This window comes from Aminobacter sp. P9b, from assembly GCF_045345995.1.
Lineage (GTDB): Bacteria > Pseudomonadota > Alphaproteobacteria > Rhizobiales > Rhizobiaceae > Aminobacter > Aminobacter niigataensis.
Genome location: NZ_CP150083.1, coordinates 219,128 through 244,223 on the forward strand (window position 1 = coordinate 219,128; position 25,096 = coordinate 244,223).

20 protein-coding genes and 1 pseudogene are annotated in these 25,096 nt (G+C 63.7%); 18 read left to right on the forward strand and 3 right to left on the reverse strand.

Translation table 11 applies throughout. The annotated features are described in order from the left end of the window. The first annotated feature begins 2 nt into the window (after nucleotides 1–2). The 9 genes and pseudogenes from WHT83_RS25185 to WHT83_RS25225 all read left to right on the forward strand — a co-directional run bounded on the left by WHT83_RS25185 (nucleotide 3) and on the right by WHT83_RS25225 (nucleotide 7,770). Complete coding sequence (locus WHT83_RS25185) at nucleotides 3–392, forward strand: RidA family protein (RefSeq protein ID WP_341878428.1); 390 nt, start codon at nucleotides 3–5, stop codon at nucleotides 390–392. A gap of 59 nt (nucleotides 393–451) precedes the next feature. Continuing rightward, nucleotides 452–1,798, forward strand: coding sequence for an amidase (locus WHT83_RS25190; RefSeq protein ID WP_341878429.1), 1,347 nt, complete (start codon nucleotides 452–454; stop codon nucleotides 1,796–1,798). Further along, nucleotides 1,783–2,529 carry a fumarylacetoacetate hydrolase family protein gene (locus WHT83_RS25195; RefSeq protein WP_341878430.1) on the forward strand — a complete coding sequence of 249 codons (747 nt, stop codon included), beginning with the start codon at nucleotides 1,783–1,785 and terminating at the stop codon, nucleotides 2,527–2,529. Before WHT83_RS25190 ends, WHT83_RS25195 begins: the two co-directional genes overlap by 16 nt. A 92-nt stretch (nucleotides 2,530–2,621) precedes the next feature. Further along, nucleotides 2,622–3,788, forward strand: a complete 1,167-nt coding sequence (locus tag WHT83_RS25200) for an alanine--glyoxylate aminotransferase family protein (protein ID WP_183263924.1) — start codon at nucleotides 2,622–2,624, stop codon at nucleotides 3,786–3,788. Nucleotides 3,789–3,893: 105 nt separating this feature from the next. Beyond that, nucleotides 3,894–4,292, forward strand: coding sequence for a heme-binding protein (locus WHT83_RS25205; RefSeq protein ID WP_108610299.1), 399 nt, complete (start codon nucleotides 3,894–3,896; stop codon nucleotides 4,290–4,292). 59 nt (nucleotides 4,293–4,351) lie between these two features. Beyond that, on the forward strand, nucleotides 4,352–5,374 hold the full coding sequence (locus WHT83_RS25210; protein WP_183263925.1) for an NAD(P)-dependent oxidoreductase: 1,023 nt from the start codon (nucleotides 4,352–4,354) through the stop codon (nucleotides 5,372–5,374). A gap of 213 nt (nucleotides 5,375–5,587) precedes the next feature. Further along, a pseudogene (locus WHT83_RS25215) lies at nucleotides 5,588–5,641 on the forward strand (hypothetical protein); the annotation flags it as partial. Nucleotides 5,642–5,745: 104 nt separating this feature from the next. Further along, nucleotides 5,746–6,660, forward strand: coding sequence for an amidohydrolase family protein (locus tag WHT83_RS25220; protein WP_406874064.1), 915 nt, complete (start codon nucleotides 5,746–5,748; stop codon nucleotides 6,658–6,660). Between the two features lie 159 nt (nucleotides 6,661–6,819). Further along, the gene (locus tag WHT83_RS25225; protein WP_183263927.1) at nucleotides 6,820–7,770 is read left to right on the forward strand and encodes a LysR family transcriptional regulator; all 951 of its coding nucleotides are present in this window, start codon (nucleotides 6,820–6,822) and stop codon (nucleotides 7,768–7,770) included. 247 nt (nucleotides 7,771–8,017) lie between these two features. Here the strand turns inward: WHT83_RS25225 and WHT83_RS25230 are convergent, their stop codons facing one another. Then, nucleotides 8,018–11,203, reverse strand: a complete 3,186-nt coding sequence (locus WHT83_RS25230; RefSeq protein ID WP_341878431.1) for an efflux RND transporter permease subunit — start codon at nucleotides 11,201–11,203, stop codon at nucleotides 8,018–8,020. Continuing rightward, nucleotides 11,200–12,438 carry an efflux RND transporter periplasmic adaptor subunit gene (locus WHT83_RS25235; RefSeq protein ID WP_341878432.1) on the reverse strand — a complete coding sequence of 413 codons (1,239 nt, stop codon included), beginning with the start codon at nucleotides 12,436–12,438 and terminating at the stop codon, nucleotides 11,200–11,202. The genes WHT83_RS25230 and WHT83_RS25235 overlap by 4 nt, the downstream gene beginning before the upstream one ends. 518 nt (nucleotides 12,439–12,956) lie before the next feature. Here WHT83_RS25235 and WHT83_RS25240 point away from each other — a divergent pair. From WHT83_RS25240 to WHT83_RS25260, 5 genes are all read left to right on the forward strand, one after another. Then, nucleotides 12,957–13,193, forward strand: a complete 237-nt coding sequence (locus WHT83_RS25240; protein WP_183263929.1) for a DUF1344 domain-containing protein — start codon at nucleotides 12,957–12,959, stop codon at nucleotides 13,191–13,193. A 474-nt stretch (nucleotides 13,194–13,667) separates the two neighbouring features. After that, a complete protein-coding gene (minC, locus tag WHT83_RS25245) occupies nucleotides 13,668–14,402 on the forward strand; it encodes a septum site-determining protein MinC (protein ID WP_268738110.1) in 735 nt (244 codons plus the stop codon). Between the two features lie 40 nt (nucleotides 14,403–14,442). After that, nucleotides 14,443–15,258, forward strand: a complete 816-nt coding sequence (gene minD / locus WHT83_RS25250; protein WP_108610289.1) for a septum site-determining protein MinD — start codon at nucleotides 14,443–14,445, stop codon at nucleotides 15,256–15,258. Next, nucleotides 15,255–15,518, forward strand: coding sequence for a cell division topological specificity factor MinE (minE, locus tag WHT83_RS25255; RefSeq protein WP_108610288.1), 264 nt, complete (start codon nucleotides 15,255–15,257; stop codon nucleotides 15,516–15,518). Before minD ends, minE begins: the two co-directional genes overlap by 4 nt. Before the next feature lie 91 nt (nucleotides 15,519–15,609). Then, on the forward strand, nucleotides 15,610–15,819 hold the full coding sequence (locus tag WHT83_RS25260; protein ID WP_341878433.1) for a hypothetical protein: 210 nt from the start codon (nucleotides 15,610–15,612) through the stop codon (nucleotides 15,817–15,819). 249 nt (nucleotides 15,820–16,068) lie between these two features. Here the strand turns inward: WHT83_RS25260 and WHT83_RS25265 are convergent, their stop codons facing one another. Beyond that, the gene (locus WHT83_RS25265) at nucleotides 16,069–17,244 is read right to left on the reverse strand and encodes a M20 aminoacylase family protein (RefSeq protein ID WP_341878435.1); all 1,176 of its coding nucleotides are present in this window, start codon (nucleotides 17,242–17,244) and stop codon (nucleotides 16,069–16,071) included. 154 nt (nucleotides 17,245–17,398) lie between these two features. Between WHT83_RS25265 and WHT83_RS25270 the strand changes: the two genes are divergently transcribed. The 4 genes from WHT83_RS25270 (at nucleotide 17,399) to WHT83_RS25285 (ending at nucleotide 25,039) form a co-directional block, all read left to right on the forward strand. Then, nucleotides 17,399–18,553: a M20 aminoacylase family protein gene (locus WHT83_RS25270; RefSeq protein WP_183263932.1), complete on the forward strand. Its 1,155-nt coding sequence runs from the start codon at nucleotides 17,399–17,401 to the stop codon at nucleotides 18,551–18,553. Nucleotides 18,554–18,777: 224 nt separating this feature from the next. Further along, nucleotides 18,778–19,515 carry an IclR family transcriptional regulator gene (locus tag WHT83_RS25275; protein ID WP_341878436.1) on the forward strand — a complete coding sequence of 246 codons (738 nt, stop codon included), beginning with the start codon at nucleotides 18,778–18,780 and terminating at the stop codon, nucleotides 19,513–19,515. 18 nt (nucleotides 19,516–19,533) lie between these two features. Then, nucleotides 19,534–23,385: a hydantoinase B/oxoprolinase family protein gene (locus WHT83_RS25280; protein WP_341878437.1), complete on the forward strand. Its 3,852-nt coding sequence runs from the start codon at nucleotides 19,534–19,536 to the stop codon at nucleotides 23,383–23,385. An 85-nt stretch (nucleotides 23,386–23,470) separates the two neighbouring features. Continuing rightward, nucleotides 23,471–25,039, forward strand: coding sequence for an ABC transporter substrate-binding protein (locus WHT83_RS25285; RefSeq protein ID WP_341878438.1), 1,569 nt, complete (start codon nucleotides 23,471–23,473; stop codon nucleotides 25,037–25,039). The last annotated feature ends 57 nt before the right edge of the window (nucleotides 25,040–25,096 follow it).

Here is a 25,096-nt window from a genome sequence, read left to right on the forward strand (position 1 = left end):
AAATGGCAATTCGTACCATCTACTCGCCCAAGGTTCTTGTTTCGCCGAACCCGCATTCCCAGGCCACCATGGCCGGCAATCATTTCTACACCGCGACCGTGTCGCTGGATCTGGAAGGCAAGGTCGTGGGCGTCGGCGACATCCGGGCGCAGACCAGGCAGGCCCTGACCAACCTGACGCACTTGCTCGAAGCAGCCGGCGGCACCCTCAAGGACGTGGCACGGGTCATGATCTACCTGTCCGACATGCGTTATTTCCAAGGCATGAACGAGGCCTACCGGGAGTTCTTCCAAGGCGACGTGCTGCCGTCGCGCGCAACCGTCACCGGCACCTTCGGCATACCGGAACTGCTCGTCGAATTCGATGTGATCGCGCATATCGAAAACGACTGAGGTTCTGAACATGGCGTTATGGAAGCATGATGTGGCCGAGCTCAACGCCGGCTACAAGTTTGGCAGGTTCGATCCGGTCGACGTCTTGTCGGAAACGCAGGCCAGGATTCTGCGTCGCCAACCCGATCCTCAATGCCATCATCACACCGGACGAGAAGGGGGCGGCTGAAGCCGCTCACGCCAGCGCCATGCGCTGGCGCGCCGGTCAGCCGCTTGGGCCGCTTGACGGTGTCCCGATCACCGTCAAGGACAACCTGCAGGTGCGCGGTTTGCGCTGCAGCTGGGGCAGCAAGCTGTTTGCCGACCATGTTCCCGACGCCGACGAGAGCCCGGTCGAACGCCTCAGGGCGGCGGGCGCGATCATTCTGGGCAAGACGAACGTCCCTGAATTCACCTTGCAGGGCTTTACCGACAACCTGCTCTTCGGCGCGACCGGCAATCCATGGGACCCGAACCTGTCTCCAGGCGGGTCAAGCGGCGGCGCGGTTGCGGCGACGGCTTCGGGCATGGGCGTGTTTGCCGTCGGCACGGACGGGGGCGGCTCGATCCGTCGGCCATGCGGTCACACCGGCCTCTATGGGCTCAAGCCGAGTCCGGGCTTCGTTGGCCGTAGTGGCGGGTTGCCGGGCCTGCTGCTCGATTTTGAAACCGTGGGACCAATGACGCGAACGGCGCGGGATCTGCGTCTCGCGGCGTCGGTCCTGGCTGCCCACGATCCGAACGACCGCGCCTCCTTCGCTTTCCCCGCCAAGGCGCGCATCAGCAGCTATCGCGTGCCCAAGACCACCAGGATCCTCTATGTGCCACGGTTCGGCTCGGCGCCAGTTGACACCGAGGTTGCGGCAAGCGTCGACCGCGCGGCCTCACGGCTCGTCGATCTCGGCTGTCGCGTCGACCAGGGCGAGACGCCGTTCGACGCGGAGGTGCTGGACGCCATCTGGGGCATGGTCGGGCCGGTTGGGCTGGCCTGGCTGATGCAGACGAGGGATGCGACCCAGGTCAACGAAAGCCTCGTGCCGATGATACGCACGGGCGGCGAAGTCAACGCTATGTCCTATTTCGACATGCTCACTCAGGTGGGCAGGCTGAGGGCGCAACTGGCGAAGGTCTTTGCCACCTACAATTTCATCATGACCCCCAGTATCGCGGCCCTGTCATGGCCGAAGTTGGAGACACATCCGTCCAGGATCAACGGCATCGAGGTCGGGCCCCGCGGTCACGCCGTCTTCACCGCCTTCGCCAACGCAGGTGGATTGCCCGGCGTAGCCATTCCCGCCTCGCCATCGTCTGGCGGCCTGCCGATCGGCTTCCAGCTTGTCGGCGCGTTCGGGTCGGACAACAGCCTCATCGACCTGGCCGAACACTACGACAACGCCTACGGAGGTTATCAATGGCCGGCGATCTGACCTCCCAGGCAGGCGAACTGCTGCTATCGGCTCACCGCACCGGGACCGGTGTTGAGCCGGAAATACCGGCTCCGCAGAGCCGTGCCGATGCCTATGCCATCCAGGATCACGTGCTGCGCCAGCTCGGCTCGGCGATCGCATGGAAGATCGGACGGGCGGCCAACGATCCCGAGCCCTATATCGCGCCGATCCCGAAGCTCGGCATCGTGCGACCGGACGGGCGCTGCGTGTTGCCCCCGGGTGCTGCGCAGCTTGGTGTCGAGGCGGAACTGGGCATGCGGCTTGGCAAGGAGATCACGCCGGAGATGGCAACGTTGGGTCGGGCTGAGTGCCTGGCGCTGTTCAGCCATGTCGTTCCGTTGCTTGAGATCTTGCACACTCGACTTGCCGGTGCCAACGCCGCTGCGCCGCTTTGGAAACTGGCGGATTTTCAGGCCAGCGGCGGTGTTGTTCTTGGGGCGCCCATCGCCTGGATCGGACAGGATCTGGCTTCGGTTCAGGTCATGGTCAATGGCGAGGCGAGGGAGGCCAGGCATCCCTTCGGCGATCCGCTCGAACTGTTGCACTGGGCGGTCCGGCATCTCGCGCGGCGCGGCGGGGCGCCGACAGGCACGGTGCTGACCACAGGCAGTTATACCGGCATCACCCAGGTCGGTGCCGGCGGGCGGTTCGAAGCTGAGTTCTCCAGGTTCGGCGAAGTCAGGACGCAGGTCATTTCGCCCGGCCATTGATGAAATAACCTGCATAAAAGCCGATAGTTTTTCAATTGTAAGATCAAAGACGTTCGCCGAATACTCTCGGAGACGATTGGGAGAAGACTACTATGATGCACCAAGGGACCCACTTCCTGCAGATACCGGGACCTTCGCCCGTGCCGGCGGACGTCCTGGCGGCCACGGGCCGCCAGGTGATCGATCACCGCGGCCCCGAGTTCGGCGAACTGGGTTCCAAGCTGCTCCGCGACATCAAGAAGATCTTCAAGACCCAGCATGACGTGGTGATCTTCCCGGCTTCGGGCACCGGTGCGTGGGAAGCTGCGCTGGCCAACCTGTTTTCGCCCGGCGATCGCATCGCCACCTTCGAGACTGGCCATTTTGCCAGTCTCTGGAGCCGCATGGCGATCAAGCTGGGGCTCAAGCCGACCACGCTCGGCACCAACTGGCGCGCCGGTGCCGATCCGGCCGTGATCGAAGACGCGCTGCGCCAGGACCGCAACCATGAAATCCGCGCAGTATGCATCGTGCACAACGAGACCTCGACCGGTTCGACCTCCCGCCTGGCCGATATCCGCGCAGCCATCGACGCGGCCAACCACCCGGCGCTGTTCGTGGTGGACACGATCTCGGGACTGGCGTCGGCCGATCTGCGCATGGACGAGTGGGGCATCGATGTCGTCGTGTCTGGTTCGCAGAAGGGGCTGATGCTGCCGCCCGGCCTGTCGTTCAACGCGGTTGGCCCAAAGGCCCTCGAAGCGTCGAAGGCTGGCGGCATGCCTCGCTCCTATTGGGACTGGAGCGAGATGATCGCCATCAACAAGAGCGGCTACTTTCCCTACACCCCGGCCACCAATCTGCTGTTCGGCCTGTCGCTCGTGCTCGACAAGCTGCTCGACGAAGGGCTGGAGGCCGTGTTTGCTCGCCACGAGCGCCTTGCCGAGGCCACCCGCCGCGCAGTCCAGGCCTGGGGGCTCGAGAACCTCTGCAACTCTCCGATCCACTATTCGCCGGTGCTCACCACCGTCATGATGCCGGAAGGCCATAGCGCCGATGCCTACCGTCGGATCGCGCTGGAAAAGTTCAACATGTCGCTTGGGTCGGGCCTGTCGAAGGTTGCGGACAAGGTGTTCCGCATCGGCCATCTTGGCAACATCAACGAACTGACGCTTGCCGGCACGCTTGCCGGCTGCGAGATGAGCCTCGACCTCGCCGGCGTTCCGCATCAGCGCGGTGGCGTCGACGTGGCGATGAAATACCTCGCGGAAACGGCTTGAGGGTTGGTCGCCATGACGGCACTGGCAGAGGCTGGGCACGATCCCCGTCTTCGCCGATGTTCGCGATCGATCTAAATGGCGCGAAATGAATTTTGGAAGGACATCATGAAATCGACGACGAAAATCGAACAGGGCGACATCGAGCGGGTGTTGGCGGCAGCTGTAGCTGAGGCAGCCTCCAACGGCTGGAATGTCAGCGTCGCCGCAGTCGATCCCGGTGGCCATCTCTTGGGGTTCATCCGGCGTGACGGCGCCAACGCCGCTTCGGCCGAGGTGGCCGTGGCGAAGGCACGTACGGCTGCAATCTTCAACGGTCCGACAGGTGCACTGGAGGATCGCATCGCAGGTCGTCCAGGCGTCATGACCTTGCCGGGTGCAACACCGCTGCGTGGCGGGCTGCCGCTTGTCGCAGGTGGCGAGCTTGTCGGCGCTATCGGCGTTTCCGGCGTCGCACCGCAGCAGGACGAGCAGATCGCGCAGGCAGGGGCCGCAGCACTCGGTTGACTTGCCATCACCCGCTCGCAACGGTGCCTCGGCATCACCCGCTTCAAGAAGGCAACGCCGTGTCCAATCTGAAAGTCCTGTTTGCTACCTTCCGCGCCCCACGGCATCAGAAGATAGCCATGGAGGCAGCGCCCGAGGGGCTCGACATTACGATGTGCGAAGCGCCGTCGCGTGCCGAGCTCCTGGAGCAGCTGCCGCTCGCCGATGTCTTCATAAGCGAGCGCAGCGGCTTGATCGATGCGGAGATGCTTGCCACCGGCCGCAGGCTTCGCCTGGTCCAGCGGCTCGGTCGCATGACACATGACATCGACGCGGACGCGGCGCGAAAGGCTGGCATACCCGTGTGCCGATGGCCGCTGCGCGGCTGCTCGATGGTTGCCGAGCACGCCATGATGCAGGTGTTGTCCTTGGTCAAGGCCAGCCGCGAGGCGGAGCATGCGCTGGTTGCTACGCCAGACTGGGGGACGCCGCCCAAGAAATGCGACGAGAACCATTTTGCCTACAACTGGACGGAGCGCCGCAAGATCCGCTCGCTGGCCGGCGCGACGGTCGGCATTCTCGGATTCGGCGAGATTGGTGCCGAACTTGCCGTTCGGCTGCGGGCCTTCGATTGCGAGGTCTTGTACAACAAGCGGTCGCGGCTGCCGGCGGCGGTCGAAGCCGAGTTCGGCGTCGAATATGCGGATATCGATTCCATACGCGCGCGCAGCGACGTCCTCTGCATCCTGCTGCCGCATGGCGAGGGCATTGGCGAGATGATCGACCATGCTTTCATCGAGCGGATGAAGCCGGGCGCCTATCTCGTTTCGACGGGGGCAAGCACGGTTCTCAACGAGGCCGACGTGGCCGCCGCCTATCGCGTCGGCATCCTGTCGGGCGTGGCGACGGACGGCTGGACCTGGGAGCCGGTGCCGCGTGACAACCCGTTGCTGCGCCTTGCCGACGACCCGCAGGCGAATGTGGTCTTTACTCCCCACATTGCTGGCGGCGTGCGCTCGAATGACAGGTCGATGCGCGAACTCGAATGGGAGAACATCCGGCGTCTGATGGATGGCCGGGAACTGCGTCACCGAGTTGTCTGACAAGGCTGAAAGGCGGGAGACAAAGGCATGACAGGACAGCCTCGGCTACTGCTGCGAAATGGTATGTCTCCCGTGGGCACGGGTGGCTCGGCCCCTATCGACATCCTGATTTCCGCCGAGGGACGGATGCTCGATATCGCACCGGGGATCTGCGCCAGCGAAGTGATGTCGATAGACGTCGGCGGACGTCTGGTTACACCCGGCTTCGTCGACATGCACCAGCATCTCGACAAGAGCTTCACCTTGGCTGACGCGCCCAACCGTGACGGCACGTTGATGGGCGCGATCGAGGCGTTCCGCGCCTATTCCAAGGGGCTGGAAAAAAGAACATTCTCAAGCGCGCCGAAGCGACGCTCGACACATGCGTCGCGATGGGCACGAGCGCTATCCGCACGCATGCCAATCTCGACTACGAGCTGGAACTCAAGAGTGTCGAGGCCATGTGCGAACTGCGGGCGAAAAGCCGTGGCAGGATACACCTCGAGGTCGTGGCCTTTGCAACGTCGAGTGCGGCGCGGGGCGATCTGGCTGTCGCACGCGAACTTCTCGAACGCGCCATTGCGGCCGGTGCCGACTGCATAGGCGGTACGCCCAATCTCGCTCCCGATCCCAGGAGCTATATCGACATGCTCCTTGACGTAGCCGAACGTCATGACCGCTGCGTGGATCTGCATATCGACGAAACGCTCGATCCCGGCGCACGCTGGTTCGACTATCTTGTCGAGCAGACAATGCGGCGCGGCATGGGCGGCAGGGTGGTCGGCAGCCATGTGTCGTCGCTTTCCGCGGTCTCCGACGACGAGGCACGACGTTCGATCGATGCAGCCGCCAAAGCCGGCGTCGCTGTATGCACGTTGCCCGCAGCCAATCTGTTCCTCCAGGGCAGGGACAGGCGTCAACTCGTTCCGCGCGGCCTTACCCGCGTGGCGGAGATGCTCGACGCCGGCGTGCCGGTGGCGACCGCTTCCGACAATATCCAGGACGCCTTCGTTCCCGTCGGCTCCGGCGATCTGCTCGAGATCGCGCGATGGACCATCCTTGCCGCTCACTTGATGGAGGATGCGACCGGCCGTGCCTTTCGCATGATCACCGACGCGCCCGCGCAGATCATGCGACTGGGCGCCGACTACGGCTTGCGTGCCGGCGCCTTCGCCGATCTTGTCGTGAGCCGCAGCGAAAATGTCGGGCGTCTCGTCGCCGGTGGCGCTGCCGACCGTTCGGTCATGCATCGTGGGGAATTTGTCGCGGGCCCGCTTTGCGCAATCCACACGGCTGCTCCCGCCTAGAAGACCAGGCACGATCTGCCGCCTGCATGAAGGGCCAGATGGCTCGTCATGCGCCATTGCCGCCGGGGCCTTCATGCGCTGCCTGGAGTTCGGCCGCGCGATGGACCTTCGAGCGGCTTTCTGCAATGGTATTGCTTGGGGGAGACGACACGCATTTCAATGAAAAATGTCACCATCAAGCAGTTGCGCGCATTCGTTGCAGTCGCGGAATTAGGACGCTTTCGGCTCGCAACCGAGCATATCGGCGTGACGCAGTCCGCCATCAGCGTCTTGATCAAGGAACTTGAGTCACAATTGGGCGTGATGCTGTTTGATCGGCATACGCGCATGGTCGGGTTGACCTATGCGGGAGAGATATTCCTGCCGCTGGCCCGCCGGGCCATCGAACAGGTCGACAATGCCATCAACACGATGGATGACATTGCGTCGCTTCGAACCGGCAAGGTTACGATCGCTGCGGCCATCGTACTTGCTTCGTCGCTTCTGCCCGACGTGATTGCACGCTTCAAGAAAGAGCATCCGCTGGTCAAGGTGTCGCTGCTGGACTTGCCGGAGAACCGTATTCGCGATCTCGTTGCGGACGGTTCCGTCGACATCGGTGTCGCCACCAGCCGTCCGATCGAAGAAAAGGTGCGCGAGCACCATCTCTTCTACGACCGTTTTGCGGTGTTCTTTGCAAAGGGCCATCCGTTCGAATCCGGCACGCAGGTTCGCTGGATCGACATGGAGGGGCAAGATCTCGTAGGCTTTCCCCCCGACAGTCCGATCCAGAAGATGGTTGATCGCGTGCTGGGTGAGAACGAGATTTCCGTAAACCGGCTCTTTGCCGTCAATTTCTCATCGACGATGCTGTCCCTGGTCGATCGGGGTCTCGGGGTGTGCATTGCTCCAGAGAACTCTCACTCGCTGTCGGCCTCGACACTGACCGAGGTGCGCCCCCTGGTAGAGCCGCAACTAGATCGGGAGGTGGTCACCCTGACCTTGCGCGAGCGGACCCCGAGCACGCCGGTGCGCAGCTTCCTCGACATGCTGATTGCAAGCGCGGCGAAGCAATATCCGAAGGTATCGAAACCCGCATTGACGGTGGCGACGGCAAGGTCGGCGGGTTGACGCGCAAAGTGACCCACGGGTGTCGAAGAGGCTGAGCAATCGGCTCCGGCTCGGCATCATGGCGATCATCGCTGCGGTACCGACGACAACGCCACACAGAACCGCACCACCATCGCTCGGCGCTTTCCAATAAAAAAGCCGCGCCAACGATTCAGTCGCGCAAGGAGCGGCTCCAAGCCGCCGGCCGGGAAGCCCCCGTGTCAGCCGTCGAGGGCAACCCCAGCCGGTGCTACGTCAATGCCTGGATCTAGTGAACGACCTCGCTTTCGGAGGCGGCCATCGTCGCCCCGATGTTGCGTTCACGCCGCAGCACAAACCGTCTGATGACCACGTAGAAGACGGGCGTCAGGATCAATCCGAACACCGTAACGCCAAGCATGCCGGCGAACACTGCGATGCCCATGGCATGGCGCATCTCGGCGCCAGCGCCGGTTGCGATGACCAGAGGCACGACGCCGGCAATGAAGGCGAGCGACGTCATCAGGATCGGCCTCAGGCGCAGGCGCGCGGCTTCGAGCACCGCCGCCAGAGGATCGCTGCCTTTCTTTTCCTCCTCATGGGCGAACTCGACGATGAGGATCGCGTTCTTGGCCGCAAGCCCGACAAGGACGACAAACGCGATCTGCGTGAAGATGTTGTTGTCGCCGTTCGAGAGCCAAACCCCTCCGATTGCCGAGAGCACTGCCAGCGGCGCGATGAGCAGGACAGCAAACGGCAGGGACCAGCTGTTGTACTGTGCCGCCAAGATCAGGAACGCCAACAGGACCGCGAGCGGGAACACGATCATGGCCGTGTTGCCTGCCTGTTTCTCCTGGAAGACCAGATCGGTCCATTCGTACGCCATGCCGGCCGGCAGCGTCTCGCGCATGATCCGCTCGATGGCCGCCGTTGCCTGCCCGGACGAATAGCCGGAAGCTGGCCCTCCCGTAATGTCCACTGACGGATAGCCGTTGTAGTGCATCACACGGTCGGGGCCGGAGCTGGTTGCGATGGTGGCAAGTGCCGCAAGCGGAACCATTTCGCCAGCGGCGTTGCGAACCTTCAGGCGCGCGATGTCGTCCACCTCGGCGCGGAAGGGCGCATCGGCCTGGACGATGACGCGATAGGTGCGGCCGAAGCGGTTGAAGTCGTTGGCGTAGAGCGAGCCGAGATTGACCTGCAGGGTCTCGAAGATCCCTGTCAGCGGAACACCTTGTGCCTTGGCCTTGACTCGATCGAGATCGACATGGACCTGCGGGGCATTGACCTGAAAGCTCGCCATCATGCCGGCGAGTTCAGGTGCCGCGGCCGCCTTGGCCATGATCTCGCCCTGCACCTTGGCCAGGGCCTCGAGGCCCATGCCGGCGCGATCCTCGACCTGAAGCTTGAAGCCACCTGTCGTGCCGAGCCCGGGGACCGGAGGCGGCGGGAAGATGCCGACGAAGCCGTCGGGGATCTGGCTGTATTTGCCCATCAGGCGACCTGCGATGGCGTTGGCCGACAGCGACGGATCCTTGCGCTGATCGAAGGGGTCGAGCATGGCGAAGACCACCGCGGCATTGGGCAGGTTGACGAAGCCGTTCACCGAGAGGCCGGGAAAGGCGACGATGCTTTCGACGCCGGGCTCGGCCAGCGCAATCCTGGACATCTCCTTGACGACCGCCTCGGTCCGGTCGAGCGAGGCGCCAGAAGGCAACTGCGCAATGCCGACGAGGTAGTACTTGTCCTGCGCAGGCACGAAGCCGCTCGGGATGCTTTGGAAGCCGAAATACGTCGCGCCCAGCAGCCCCGCATAGATGACGAACACCACGCCGCTGATGCGGATGGCTCGGCGCGCGGTTCCGACATAGGCATTCGACGCCCTGTCGAAGAAGCGGTTGAACAGCCGGAAGAACCGTCCGAACATGAAGTCGATGCCGCGGGTCAGCCAATCGCGACGGGCACCACCATGGTGCGGTTTCAGCAGCATGGCGGCCAACGCCGGCGAAAGCGTCAGCGAGTTGATCGCCGAAAGCACCGTCGAGATGGCGATCGTCACCGCGAACTGACGGTAGAACTCGCCCTGAAGACCCGACAGAAATGCCGACGGGATGAACACGGCGGCAAGGACTGAAGTGATTGCGATGATCGGTGCGGTCACCTCGTCCATCGCCTTGCGGGCCGCTTCCTTCGGCGTTTCGCCAAGGCCGATGTGCCGTTCGACGTTCTCGACCACAACGATGGCGTCGTCGACCACGATGCCGATCGAAAGGACCAGGCCGAACAACGACAAGGTGTTGAGCGAGAAACCCATGAGATACATCACCGCAAGCGTGCCGACGAGCGATATGGGCACGGCGACCAACGGAATGATGGAGGCACGCCATGTCTGCAGGAACAGGACGACGACGATGACGACCAGGACGATCGCTTCGAGAAGCGTCGTCATGACGGCGGCGAGCGACGCGCGCACGAAGACGGTCGGATCGTAGGCAATCCGGTACTCCAGCCCCTCTGGAAAACCCTTCTGCAACTGCTCCATCTCGGCATGCACGGCGTTGGAGACATCAAGCGCATTTGCACCGGGCCGCTGGATGATCTGAATCGCGACGGCCGGCTCGCCGTCGAGCAGGCTGCGCAACGCGTACCCATCTGCGCCGAGACCAATCCGGGCAACATCGCGCAGGCGCACGATCTGCCCGTCATCGCCTGTCTTGATGACGATCTCGCCGAACTGTTCCTCGCTGGACAGTCGCCCCAACGTACTGACCGTGACCTCGTAGCTGGCTGCCGCCGACGGCTGCTGGCCTACCGAGCCGGCTGCGACCTGGACGTTTTGTTCGCGAATGGCAGCGACGACGTCGCTCGCGGTCATGCCGCGCGCGGCAACCTTGGCGGGGTCCAGCCAGACGCGCATGGCGTATTCGCCGGCGCCCCAAATGATGACGTCGCCAACCCCTGGCAGGCGGGCGAGCGTGTCGCGAATCTGGAGGGTGGCAAAGTTGGAGATGTAGAGCGGATCGTAGCGCTTGTCGGGCGATACAAGATGCACCACCATCAGGATGTCGGGCGACGTCTTCTGGGTAACAACGCCGATGCGCTGAACTTCTTCCGGCAGGCGTGGCAGCGCCCGCGACACGCGGTTCTGCACCTGGATCTGGGCCATATCAGGATCCGTGCCCTGCGCGAAGGTGACCGTGAGCGTCATCCGACCGTCGGTCGCGGCCTGCGAGCTCATATAGAGCATGCCTTCGACGCCGTTGATCGACTGCTCGAGCGGCGATGCGACCGTCTCGGCGATCACCTCGGGATTGGCGCCGGGATAGCTCGCCGTCACCTGCACGGTCGGCGGGGTGACGGACGGATATTCGCTGAGCGAGAGACGAAACAGCGCCATCGCGCCGGCGATCAGCATGAGAGCCGACAGCACGATCGCAAAGATCGGGCGGTTGATAAAAAAGTGCGGCAGGCTCATCGACGTGCCTCCTGCGTGTTGCCGTCGGCAGCGCCGTCGACCGAACGCTGATCGGGCGCCATCGCGATCCGATTCGGGGTAACCTGCATGCCGGGCCGGACAAGCCCCTTGATGATGACCGTGTCGCCGGGGTTGAGGCCGCTTGCAACAACGCGCAGTCCCTCGTTCATCGCGCCCAGTTCGACCGGCCGGTATTCGACCATATCGCCAGCGCCCAGCACCAGGACGTAGCGGCGTCCCTGATCGGTCCCGACTGCCTGATCGTCGATGAGAACGGTTTCTTGGGGCGCGCTGGTCGCAAGTTTCACCCGCGCGAACAGGCCAGGTGTCAGCCGGCCGTCGGGATTGGCCAGCACCGCTCGGGCGCGGATCGTACCGGTGCCACGATCGAGACGATTTCCGAGGAAGTCCAAGCTACCCGAATGCGGGTAGCCGTTCTCGGTGGCGAGCCCGACTTCCACCGGGAACGAGGCGCCCTTGCGCCCGGCGGCGGCGGGGCGGGCTTGGCCCAGAAAGTTCAGATAAGTCGCTTCATCGATATCGAAATAGACATGGGCAGGGTCGACCGACACGATCGTGGTGAGCAATGTCGCGGCGCCTCCGGATGCGCCGGTGACGAGGTTTCCTTCTGTCACAAGTACCCTGTCGACGCGTCCGGCGATCGGGGCAGTCACGCGGGAATAGGAAAGGTCGAGGCTGGCTGCTGCATTTGCGGCCTTTGCCTCAAGCACCTGCGCTTGCCGCTCCTGCCTCCCGGACACGTCGTCATCATAGGTCTTGCTGGCGATGGCTCCACTCGGGAGCAGCCGCTGCGATCGATCGAGGTCGGTCTCGGCCTGGGAGAGCAGAACCTCGGCCCGTTGCAATTGCGCTTCCGCATTCTGGAGTGCAACCTCAAACGGGCGAGGGTCGATCTGGAAGAGCAACTGGCCGCGCTCGACGAGCCCACCCTCGGGAACGCTGACCGATTCGATGGTGCCGCCGACACGGGAGCGGAGTTCGACGGTCTTGGCGGCTGCGACGACGCCGGTAAACTCGGACGACGGCGCAAGCACGCGGGTGATGACTTCCGCCACCGGCACCTGTGGAGGCGGGGGTGTTGGCGCGGTCTGGCTCGTCTCGCCGGAGGCCATAGCCTGCCTGACATAGGCTGGCACGCCATCGGTATAGGAGAACCATGCAGCGCCACTCAACGCGGCTGCGGCCACCAGTATTATTCTAGTCTTCCCAGTCATTTGAAACGATCCCGTCGACAAAAATGCGACGTCTGTGACGACGCCGCTTGATGATTTTCGGCGAAGCTAGAGTTTCCAGTTACAGGAAGGTCAACCGTCTTCTGTTGCTGCAGCCAATTTGCATGCATCGCCGCAGAAAACCTCCGATCGGCAGCGAATCAACCGCGCTCACATCCTCATGAGAGATGGCCAGATGCCCATGCACGAGGGTGCTAACCGCCGATTTGCAAAGAGGTTTCTACCCGGCAAAGCCATCAGACACAGCTGTCCATCGACCCGCTTGACTTTCCAGTAACTGGAAAGCGCAGCCTTCAACAACGGCTCGAAAAGCCGCCACCAGGAAGGAGACGGAAATGCCCTGCTGATACTCGAACATGGCTAGCGGCCAGTCCGCAGGCCCGCATCGCCGGTCATCGGACCGAAGTCAGATCTTTACGAAAAACACTGGCGTGGACGATCCAGGCATCAGCGATGCCAGGAGCGCCCCTCCATTGTCCAAAATAGAAGGCACACCTAAAATGAAGACCATCCTCCTCATCGCTTCGCCTCTCATTTTCCTTGCGGGCGCAGCACTGGCATCGTCCAGTGGCGGCGTCGTAGCCAAATACAATCACGACGTGCGTGTCATCACGCTCGAGAACGGCAGAAGCTACACGGTGCCGCGCGACGTCGCCTTGCCCCCGCTCCAGGCCGGCGACAACGTGTCGATTCAACTGAACGACGAAGGAGACCGCGTGACTGCCGTGCTGAAGTAGTCGACTCGCACGTCCACGACGACAAGCGCCACGGGACCTCCGACCCGTGGCGTATCGTTCGCCGAGGTTCCATTCCGCTTTCACCGGGTGAGCTTCCCGATGCTCGTAGCGCGCATAGACGGCGGGTCAAACTGTCTCTGTTGCATTTGAAAATCTGCGCGCGGCCAACGCGAAAGCCGCATAAGAGATATTATGGAACAAATCTCGAACTGTTCTCTTGTGGGCTCGATTCTTGCCGAAATCCATCTTGTCGGCCGCTCAATGCCCGCATTCGAGTTTTGACGTCGAGATCAGCATGCTGGGCTCGTATCAATTTTAGTTTCAGCCGATATTTCGATTAAGCGTCTGATTAACAATAGTTTTTATCTACATCATCAAATTTCAAAAGGGCGAACTCCGGTCAAGCCTGCCTCAGATATTAACCATTCGTTAACCATTTCCTCGCTACACCGAAGCAACCGAAAATTAACCAAGATGACCGAAGTGTTAACTCAACCCCGGCCGATCCGCCTCAAGGGGCGATCCTTCCTTGCGCTCGCGCTTACCCCGGAACTCCCTTTCGAGGACTGGCTGGCGCGCCTCGACGATCTGGCCGCCCGCTCGGCCGGATTTTTCCTGCGACGCCCGATCGTCCTCGACGTGGGCGGGCTACCCATCGATCGCTTGCAGATTCGCGAACTCGTCGACCAACTCGGCAGACGCAATGTGCGGATCATGGGCATTGAAGGCGCGATGCCCTCATTGCTCGGCTCGGACATGCCACCGGCGATGAGCGACGGACGCCCGGCCTCGGACTTCGAAGCGCCGGTCGCGCATGAGGACGACGAAGCCGGCCCCACCCAACACGTCGTGCCTTCCGACCCGCAGCCGGCCAAGGCCACGCCTTCGATCGTCGTTACCCAGCCGGTGCGCTCGGGGCAGTCGCTCTTCTTCCCCGAAGGCGATGTGACCATTGTCGGATCGGTTGCATCCGGCGCCGAGGTCGTTGCCGGCGGATCGATCCACATCTACGGCACGCTGCGGGGTCGTGCGATGGCCGGCACGACGGGCAACGCCTCCGCGCGCATCTTTTGCCGCAAGCTCGAAGCCGAACTCATCGCCATCGACGGCTTCTACAAGACAGCCGAGGACATGGAGCCCAATCTGCGCGGGAAGGCCGTCCAGATCTGGCTCGAAGGCGACGCAATCAAGGCGGCAACCCTCGGCTGAGCCGAAGGCGTGCCCAATCGAATAAACAGGAGAGAGGTCTATGGGCAAAGTGGTCGTGGTCACTTCGGGTAAAGGCGGCGTCGGCAAGACGACGTCTTCCGCCGCACTGGGCGCGGCCCTCGCGCAAAGCGGCGACAAGGTCGTGGTCGTGGACTTCGACGTCGGCCTGCGCAATCTCGACCTCGTCATGGGCGCCGAAAGACGGGTGGTCTACGACCTCGTCAACGTGATCCAAGGCGAAGCCAAGCTGGCGCAAGCGCTGATCCGCGACAAGCGGCTGGAGACGCTCTACCTGTTGGCGGCCTCGCAGACACGCGACAAGGACAACCTCACGCCGGAAGGCGTCGAGAAGGTCATCGCCGCGCTGAAAAAGACTTTCGACTGGGTCATCTGCGACAGCCCGGCTGGCATCGAGCGCGGCGCGACGCTTGCCATGCGCCATGCGGATGTCGCCATCGTCGTGACCAATCCGGAAGTTTCTTCGGTGCGCGATTCCGATCGCATCATCGGCCTGCTCGATTCCAAGACGCTCAAGGCAGAGAATGGCGAGCGCATGGAAAAGCACCTGCTTCTCACCCGCTACGACCCGGCTCGCGCCGAGCGCGGCGACATGCTGAAGGTGGACGACGTCCTCGAGATCCTGTCGATCCCGCTGCTCGGCATCATACCGGAAAGCATGGACGTGCTGCGCGCATCCAATGTCGGCTCCCCCGTCACCCTGGCGGATGGCCGCAGCGCGCCGGCGGTCGCCTATTTCAATGCCGCGCGCCGGCTCAAGGGCGAGGACCTGCCAGTCACCATCCCGGGCGAAAAGCGGGGTTTCTTCGGCAAGATCTTCGGAAGGAAAGCGGCATGAAATTCTTCCAGCTCTTTTCCCGCCCCCAGTCGGCCCCCGCCGCGCGCGAGCGCCTGCAGGTGCTGTTGGCCCACGAGCGTGCTTCGGCAGGCGATTCGGACCTCGTTGCCAAATTGCGCGACGAAATCCTGCGCGCTATCTCCAAGCACATGCAGATCGACGACGACAAAGTCAGCGTCAAGATGGAGCGCGGTGCCAAGGTCTCGACGCTCGCCGTCGACATCGAGATCCCGTTCGACGCAGGCAAGAAGGCGGCCTGACGGCCGCCACCCGCCAGCTCGCCGTAAGTCCCGCAGGGTTCGTTTGGGATGCTCTCAACGACCACTCCCCTGCCAGCAAAGGAGGGAAATCATGACCCGACTCGCACTTCTGGAAAGGCTGAAGGAGGTCCAGCAGATGCCCAAGCATCAGGGACGCGACATCACCACCATCAGCGCAGTCCTTTCGAATCAGGCGCTGGCCAGGCATTTGGAACTCTGCGAGGAAGCCGCGGGCGCCACGCCGCGGTTCGCAGGAAAAGCCGGCAGTGCGGCCGGGCAGCCGCACACCGGCAGGGATTGAAGCGACCGCCCTATTGGCATGTCGCGTGCGGTGCAGGCCCGCCAACCAAATCCGGTCGGATCGGCGCCGCTGGGGCGTTCAGGCGCCCAGACTGTAAAGCGCCGATGTCGCGGCCCCACCCAGCACCAGAACGCCAAGCGTCGGGAAGCGTGGGATCCAGATCAGGATCGCTGTCGACGTGATCGCGATCGCTGTTGCCAAAAGGCCGCCGCCCGAAAGTGAGCGGGCCCAAAGCCCAGCAGTCATCATTCAGCTGGCAGCGCTAGTTCTCCCACTGACGAGCGCCGTCCAGTAGCGAACGCCATGGATGATCGCGTCGTCGTTGAAATCATAGGCGGGATTGTGAAGCCCGGCCGAATCGCCGTTGCCCAGCCAGATGATCGCCCCGGGCCGCTTCTCGAGCATGTAGGAGAAGTCTTCCGCGCCCATCGTGCACTGACAATTGCCATTGACCTTGTCCGCGCCGGCAACGTCGGAAGCGACCGAAATCGCGGCCTTCGTCATCTCCGGATCGTTGACGGTGACCGGATAGCCGGGGCGCCAGTCGATCTCGGCCTGAGCCTCGAAAAGGCGCGCGGTGTTGGCGACGATATCCCTGAAGCGCTGCTCGACGGCCTTGCGCGTCTTGGCGTCGATCGTCCGGATCGTGCCACCGACGACGGCCTGCTCCGGGATGACGTTCAGTGCCGCCGCACTGCCGCCGGCGAGATAGGTCACCGAGACCACGACGGGGTCGAAGGGATCCACGTTGCGCGAGGCGATCGACTGCAGCGCCGTCACCAGATGCGCGCTTATCAGGATAGGGTCGCGCGATTCATGCGGCGAAGCGGCATGCGAGCCCTTGCCGTTCAGCGTGACCACGAAGCGGTCTGCCGCTGCCAGCATCGGACCCGGCCGAATGGCGAAGGAACCGACAGGCAGGCCCGGCTCGTTGTGCATGCCGAACACCTCCTCGATGCCGAAACGTTCGAGCAGCCCCTCTTCCAGCATCACGCGCCCGCCGGCGCCGCCCTCCTCGGCCGGCTGGAAAATGAGCACGGCCGTGCCGGCGAAGTCCCTCGTCGAGGCAAGGTGACGCGCAGCGCCGAGCAGCATCGCCGTGTGGCCGTCATGGCCGCACGCATGCATCTTGCCCGGAGTCTTGGAAGCATGGGCCAGATTGGTCTGCTCGGCTATCGGCAGCGCGTCCATATCGGCCCGTAGGCCGATGGTGCGGCCGGCACCCAGCTTCCCCTTCACCACCGCGACGACGCCCGACGTGGCAATGCCGGTGACGACCTCGTCGCAGCCGAACGACCTCAGCTTGTCGGCGACGAAGGCCGATGTCGCGGGCAGGTCGAACAAGAGCTCCGGATGCTGGTGGAGGTGGCGGCGCCACTGCCCGGCTTCTTCCGCAATCGTCTCGATTGTCTCTTGTGCTGGCATGTCTTCCTCTTTCAGGCGGCTGGATCTGGAAGTGTCGGCGCGACGGTCAGTCGACCCGTGCCTCCGTTCACGTCTTCGACGCCCTAGGACGAAACGCTTGCCTTCACAAGACGCCAGTGCCACAGACGGGCAAAGCCAACAATGACGGTCCGCCATGCCTGTGATTGAACAGATCGCCCAGTTCGCCGACGATCTCACCGCGATACGTCAGGATTTCCACCAGCATCCCGAACTCGGCTTCGAGGAGCATCGCACCTCCCAACGGGTGGCGGAACTGCTTGAAAGCTGGGGCGTCACCGTCGAGCGCAGCATCGGTGGAACCGGCCTGGTCGGCGTCATCGAGGGTATCAGGCCAGGGCGCAGCATTGGCTTGCGCGCCGACATGGATGCCCTGCCGATGGATGAGCTGACCAACCTGCCCTATGCGTCGAAGAACCCCGGCGTGTTTCATGGCTGCGGTCACGATGGCCACACCACCATGCTGCTCGGCGCAGCGCGCTATCTCGCCGGCAATCGCGATTTCGCAGGTCGTGCCGTGCTGATCTTCCAGCCGGCGGAGGAAGGCCTTGGCGGCGCGAGGGCCATGCTGCGCGACGGCCTGTTCGACCGCTTCCCCTGCGACGAGCTCTACGGTATGCACAATTCTCCCTACCAGGGGCACTCCCAGCTGACGATCCGGCCGGGCAAGGCACAGGCCGGCGCCAGCTTCTTCGACATCACCCTGCATGGCCGCGGCAGCCACGGGGCCATGCCCCAGGCAAGCCGCGATCCGATCACCATCGGCTCAGGTCTGGTGAAGGAGATGCAAGAGATCGTCTCGCGCAACACCGACCCGACGCATCCCGCCGTCGTTTCGGTCACGCAGTTCCACGCCGGCTCCGCCTACAACGTCATTCCGGAAACGGCGATCCTGCGCGGCACCTTCCGCTATTTCGACGACGCCGACGGCGTGATGATCGAAAACCGCATCCGCAAGCTCTGCGCCGGCTTCGCGCTCGCCCATGAGATCGAGATCGTGGCCGACATCCGCAACATCTTCGACGTCCTCTCGAACGATCCGGAGCGGGTGGGCAACCTCATCGAGGTGGCCCAGGAGATCGTCGGCGACAAGGCACAGCCGAACGCAGAACTGACGATGGGATCGGAGGACATGGCCGATCTCCTGCGCGTGGTTCCGGGTGCTTTCTTCAATCTGGGGCATGGCGGAACCGTTCCGCTGCACAATTCCGGATTCATTTTCGACGACACGATCCTGCCCGTCGGCGCCAGCCTTCTGGCCCGGCTCGTCGAGGTGCGCGGCGCCGCCTGAGGCGACTGCGCCCAATAAAATCAATTTCTTGATCTGAGGACTTCGCTCGATCCCGGCATCACTGCCGGGATCGGCGGAGCATTGCCTTTGCGATCCCCGATGCCGCCTGCCCGGTAGCATCGGGAAGTCGGCTCATTTTTTAACTTGACCGAATGAACAGACGAGAGCATTGGTTGCATAAAGTGGAACCAGAGTTCCATTTAATGGAACGACTCGGAGGAGCAATGTCGGTCCTGAACAACGCCGCGGATGTGCTGAGGTGTTTCGGCAACGACTGTCCCGACCTCACGGTCTCGGACGTCGTGAAGCTGCTCGGCATGCCGAAGGCCAATGCGTCGCGCCTGTTGAAGGCGATGCGCGAAGCGAACATGCTGGAGACGATCGGCGACAGCCACCGGCATCGCCCTGGCCGCCTGATGCTCGACCTTGCCGCGGCCTACCGTCGTTCCTCGCTACTGATCGGCCGCGCCAGCGAAGTGGTCGGCGAAGCCAGCACCACCTTTGGCCATACCGGATACATCTCCGTGCGCGACGGCAAGGAAGTGACTGCCGTGGCCGACTTCCAGGGCACCAACGCACTGCGCGTCGTCAGCAACATCGGCCGGCGCCTGCCTGCCCATCTCAGCGCTACCGGCCGCTCGCTGCTGGCGCGACTTGGCGACGAGGCAGTCCATGCACTCTACGCCGGACATGGCGCGCTGGCCGATCTCACCGAACAGCTCATGAAGGTACGGCACCAAGGCTTCGCCTATTCGAGCCAGGAGGCGACACCTGGGGTAGACGCCATCGCGATATCGGTCGCCGACCCCCGCACCGACGAAGCCGTCAGCCTCTGCATCGTTTACCCCCACGCACTCGTGGACATCAAAGGCCGCGACGAGATGATCGCTGCCCTCGCCAAAGGTGCGGCCCGCATTGCCGAGGACCTTGGCGACAGCGCCTTCGTCGCACCCCGGATCTGAAGAAAAGGACATCATGTAATGAGTGATCTGCCCAACCGCTGGCGCGTCGGGTTCGACATTGGTGGGACCTTCACCGACTTCGTGCTTTACGACAGCCAGAACCACTCCGTCACGCTTCACAAGCGCCTGACCACGCCTCACGACCCCTCCCAGGCCGCACTTCTTGGCCTGCAGGAGCTGCTTGCCCTGCAGAACATCACGCACCGGGATGTCGGTGAGATCGTTCACGGCACCACGCTGGTCACCAACGCCGTCATCGAGCGCAAGGGCGCGCCGGTCGGCCTCATCACGACGCGCGGTTTCCGCGACCTGCTCGAGATGGGAACGGAACAGCGCTACGACATCTACGACCTTTTCGTTTCCTTCCCCGATCCCATGGTCAGACGCGACCTGCGCCTCGAAGTCGATGAGCGCATGACTGCCGGCGGCGACGTGGAGACGCCCCTCGACGAGGCACAGGTTCTGCTGGCCGCGAAATCGCTGGTCGCGCAGGGCTGCGAGGCCATCGCGATTGCCTTCATCCATTCCTACGCAAACACCGCGCATGAACGCCGCGCCGCCGACATCATCCGCGCCGCCTTCCCTGATCTCTCGATCTCAATGTCGAGCGAGGTCGTGGCGGAAATGGGCGAATACCAGCGCACGGTCACGACCTGCGCCAATGCCTTCGTGCAGCCTTTGATGCACCGCTATCTCACCAAGCTGGAGAAGTCGCTGCGCAGCGCAGGCTTCACGGGCTCGCTGCGGCTCATGCATTCCGCCGGCGGGCTCATGTCCCTGGAAACCGCACGAGACTTCCCGATCCGCCTGCTGGAAAGCGGCCCTGCGGGCGGCGGGCTCGCCACCGCGCTGTTCGGCCAGGCAGCCGGGCTTTCCGACGTGATTTCCTTCGACATGGGCGGCACGACCGCCAAGGCCTGCATGATCGAGAACGGCCGCGCCGAAATCTCGCCGATGATGGAAGCCGCGCGCGTCCACCGCTTCGTCAAGGGCTCGGGGCTGCCGATCAAGGCGCCAGTGATCGAAATGATCGAGATCGGCGCCGGCGGCGGCTCGATCGCCGCCATCGACGACGTCGGCCTCTTGAAGGTAGGCCCTCATTCCGCGAGCTCCGACCCGGGCCCGGCCTGCTACGGCATGGGCGGAAAGCAGCCGACGGTTACCGACGCCAACCTCACGCTTGGCTACTACGATCCCAACTTCTTCCTCGGCGGTCGCATGAAGCTCGACCTCGAGGCCGCCCGTGCAGCCATTTCGCGCGTGGCTGAGCCCCTGAACCTGACCATCGAAGAAGCTGCCCTCGGCATCCACAAGGTGGTCGTCGAGAGCATGGCCTCGGCCGCGCGCGTGCACCTGGTCGAGCGCGGCAAGGATCCGCGTGAATACTCCATGGTCGGTTTCGGCGGCGCCGGTCCGGCCCATGCGGTCGACGTGGCGCGCGCCATGGGCATCAGCTCCGTCCTGATCCCGCCGGCATCGGGTGCTGCATCGGCGCTCGGTTTCCTTGCAGCGCCCTTGTCCTTCGAAGGCGTGCGGTCGCTGCGCGTCGAGCTGAAATCAGGGTTTGACGCGGAAGCCGCCAATGGCGTGCTGACGGGCCTCGAAGACGAGGGACGTCACCAGCTTACCCGTTCTGGCATCGCGGCAGCCGATATCGTGGTCGAGCGCAGCGCCGACATGCGCCTTGTCGGGCAGATGCACGACATCAGCGTGCCGCTCCCCAACACCACGCTCGGCGAAGCCGACCTGCCCGCCATTCGCGAAGCATTCGTTCGCGCCTATTCCGCCCGCTATGCCGAGCCTTTCGAGGGCGCGCGGTTCGAATCCGTCAACTTCCGCGTTCGCGTCGCCGGCCCCACGCCGCAGCTTTCGCTCACCGGCGCCACCGGTGGCGGCGATACGGCAGCCCGGGTCAAGGGTCACCGCGTCTGCTGGTTCGACGAAGGCGAGTTCGAGACTGCGGTCTACGACCGCTACGCGCTGCGAACCGGCGACACGATCCCCGGCCCGGCAATCATCGAGGAGCGGGAATCCACCACCGTCGTCGGCCCGTCGGATAGCGTGACGATCGACGCCAGCCAGAATCTTTGCGTGCAGGTCGGCGCGCTCAAGGCCGCCGATGCGTTCGTCACTGCTGACATGACGAGGGCAGAAGCGGTGGCCCGCATCAAGGCCGACCCTATCGGCCTCGAGATCATGTGGTCGCGCCTCGTCAACGTCGTCGAGGAAATGTGGCTCACCGTGTGCCGGACCGCATTCTCGCTGGTCATCGCCGAGGCGCAGGACTTTGCCTGCGAACTGCTCGACAAGGACGGCGAAACACTGGCCCACAGCCCGCGCGCGATGCCGGTCTTCAACCTGACGCTTCCCCGCGCGGTCAAGGCGCTGCTGGCACGCTACCCCGCCGAGACGCTCAAGCCCGGCGACGTGCTGATCACCAACGACCCGTGGCTGTGCGCCGGTCATCTGTTCGACATCGCCATCGTCACACCGGCCTTCCGCAATGGCAAGCTGGTGGGCCTGATGGGCACTGTCGGCCACGTCTCGGATATCGGCGGCACCAAGGACTCGCTCCATGCCCGCGAGATCTACGAGGAAGGCCTGCAGATCCCGCCGATGAAGATCTTCGAGGAAGGCAAGCCGAACGAGACGCTGATCCAGCTCATCCGCCAGAACGTCCGCAACGGCGACCAGGTCCTGGGCGACATCTTCTCCTTCGTCGCAGCCAACAAGCTCGGCGCGGAACGTCTCGATGCCTTCATGCACGACTATGGCATGCATGACCTGGGCGCGTTGGCCGAGGTCGTGCAGGGCTTGTCGGAAAAAGCCATGCGCGACGCCATCCGGGCGCTGCCCGACGGTGACTACCGCTCGGTCATCACCAACAACCCGCTCGGCGAAAAGATCACCTATCCGGTTCTGGTGAAGGTCGAAGGCGACAGCATCACCGTCGATTTCGACGGCGCCCCGCCGCAACTGCCGCAGGGTGGCCTGAATTCGACGCTGAACTACACGGCGGCCCACGCGACCTATCCGTTGAAGTGCATGCTGACGCCGACGGTGCGCGGCAATGCCGGGTGCTATCGCCCGTTCACCGTGAGTGCGCCGGAAGGGTCGATCCTCAACCCGACCTATCCGGCAGCGGTGAACCTGCGCACGCGCACCGGCTGGTATCTCGCGCCGAACATCTTCGCGGCACTCGCCTCGGCTTCGCCGGACATGGTCCAGTCCTTCACCGGACTTGCCGTGGCCGCGAATGTCTACGGCCAGACCAAGGACGGGCAGTTCTACTCGGACATGCTCTTCTGCGGTGGCGGTCAGGGTGGCTCCGAGCGCGGCGACGGCCATTCCTCCCTGCTCTGGCCGACATCGGCGGCCAACACCTCCATCGAGCTGATGGAAAGCCGCGTGCCGGTGCTGGTGCTGGAGAAGGCATTCCTTCCCGACAGCGGCGGCTCCGGCAAGATGCGAGGCGGACTCGGTCAGGCCTTGCGCTTCCGCAAGCGTGACGAGGACGGCCTGGAGATGCTCGTATCCGTCTACCCAGAAGGCGTCGACAATCCGATCGATGGCCTGTTTGGCGGACAGGCCGGCGGCGGGGCGCGCGGACGCGTTCTTTCCACGGATGGCCGCGTGCTGCGCGATTGCGGCACGGGCGAGCTGGTTTCACTGCACCGCACCGACCAGGTGGTGGAACTCGTCCTTGCCGGGGGCTCCGGTTACGGCAATTCGGCGGAACGCGATCCCGCGGCGATCACCCGTGATCTCGCACTTGGTTTCGTGACGCCGGACCATGTGGCGCTCAACTACCGCAAGGAGCCCGGAACTCCCGGTTCCGCCGCGCTTCAGGAGAACAAGGCCTGGGCGTAAGTCCGAGCCTACAAGGCGGCGCCCGGCCGATCAGGCGCCGCCCCATTTTGCAATGACGACCAGACATCCGACATGGAGCAATGCAATGACTGACCATTTCAATATCTCGCGGCGCGGCCTGCTGGCCCTGGCCGGCGTGGGCCTCGCCACCACCGTTTTCCCCCGCGCACTCTTCGCGCAGTCGGGCGGCGTCCTGATCATCGCCGCCGGCCAGGACATCCCCAATTTCGACCCGCACACCGCAACCGGCTATTCGGCGTCCTTCTTCATGCGCAACGTCTACGACCCGCTGGTGCGCATCTCGGGCAATCCGCCCGTGCCCACCCCGGGAATTGCCGAGAGCTGGACGGTCAGCCCCGACGGAACGGAGTACACCTTCGTCCTGAACAAGGCCGCGAAGTTCCATTCCGGCAATGCCGTGACGGCCGACGACGTCGTCTATTCCTTCGGCCGCGCGCTGAAGCTGGCGAAGGGCAATTCGTGGATGATCCGCGACATCGTCTCCGCCGAAGGCGTGACGGCGCCCGACGCCGGCACGGTGAAATTCAAACTCGCAACGCCGTTCGCGCCGTTCCTGCAGGTCCTGCCGTGGATCTTCATCGTCGAGAAGGCGGTGGTCGAAGCCAATCTCGGCAGCGACTCCGGCGAGACCTATCTGATGACCAATACTGCCGGTTCGGGCCCGTTCGCAGTCGCCCGCTTCGAGGTCGGCACGCTCTACCAACTGGCCCGTGCACCCGAGGCGTGGCAGGCCGGCGGCGGCAATCTCGAAGGCGTCATCTGGCAGATCGCGCGTGAAACCGCGACGCAGCGGCTGTTGATCCAGCGCGGCGAAGCCCATCTCGCGACCGATCTTACCAGCGAGGACATGGACGCCCTGAAGGATGCACCCGGCGTTGTCAGCATCATCGAGCCGGAATACCGTACCTTCTCGATCAAGATGAACACGCAGCAGGGTCCCTGTGCCGACATCAACCTGCGCAAGGCGATCTCCTATGCCACGAACTATCAGGCGGTCCTCGACGCCGCGGGTTATGCCGACCTGATGACCGGCCCGCTGCCGAACGGCATCCTCGGCTTCAATCCCGATCTCGTCGCCTATCGTACCGATCTCGCCAAGGCGAAGGAGTACATGGCGAAGTCGGCAAAGCCGGAAGGCGGCTTCAAGCTCAAGATGTACCACGTCTCGGGCCTCGAGCAGCAGCGCCGCTGGGCGCTCATCATGCTCGACAGCCTCAAGCAGCTGAACATCGACCTTGAGATCGTGCCCATGAACTGGCCCGACATGGTGACCGCCTGCAAGTTGCCCGAAACTTTCCCGGACCTGTTCCCGGTCTACCAGACGGCGAACTACGGCGACCCGGACAACATCGCCTATGCAGCCTACCACTCGTCGCGCAACGGCGCCTGGCAAAACGCCGTCTACAACAACCCGGAAGTCGATGCCCTGATCGAAGCCGGGCGCAAGGAGATCGATCCGGCCAAGCGCGTGGCGATCTACGGCGAGTTTCAGAAGAAGGTTGTCGACGACGCGCCCGACGTCTTCGGCGTGGTGGAACGCCGCAAGCTTGCCATGCGTGACGCCGTCAAGGGCTACAGCTTCACCCCGGTCGCTTCCAACGCGATCGAGGCGTGGGGCCTGTCGCTCGGCTAAGTCGACTCTTTGGCGGGCCTCCGGGCCCGCCAAAGCCCCAAACAGAGGACATCGGCA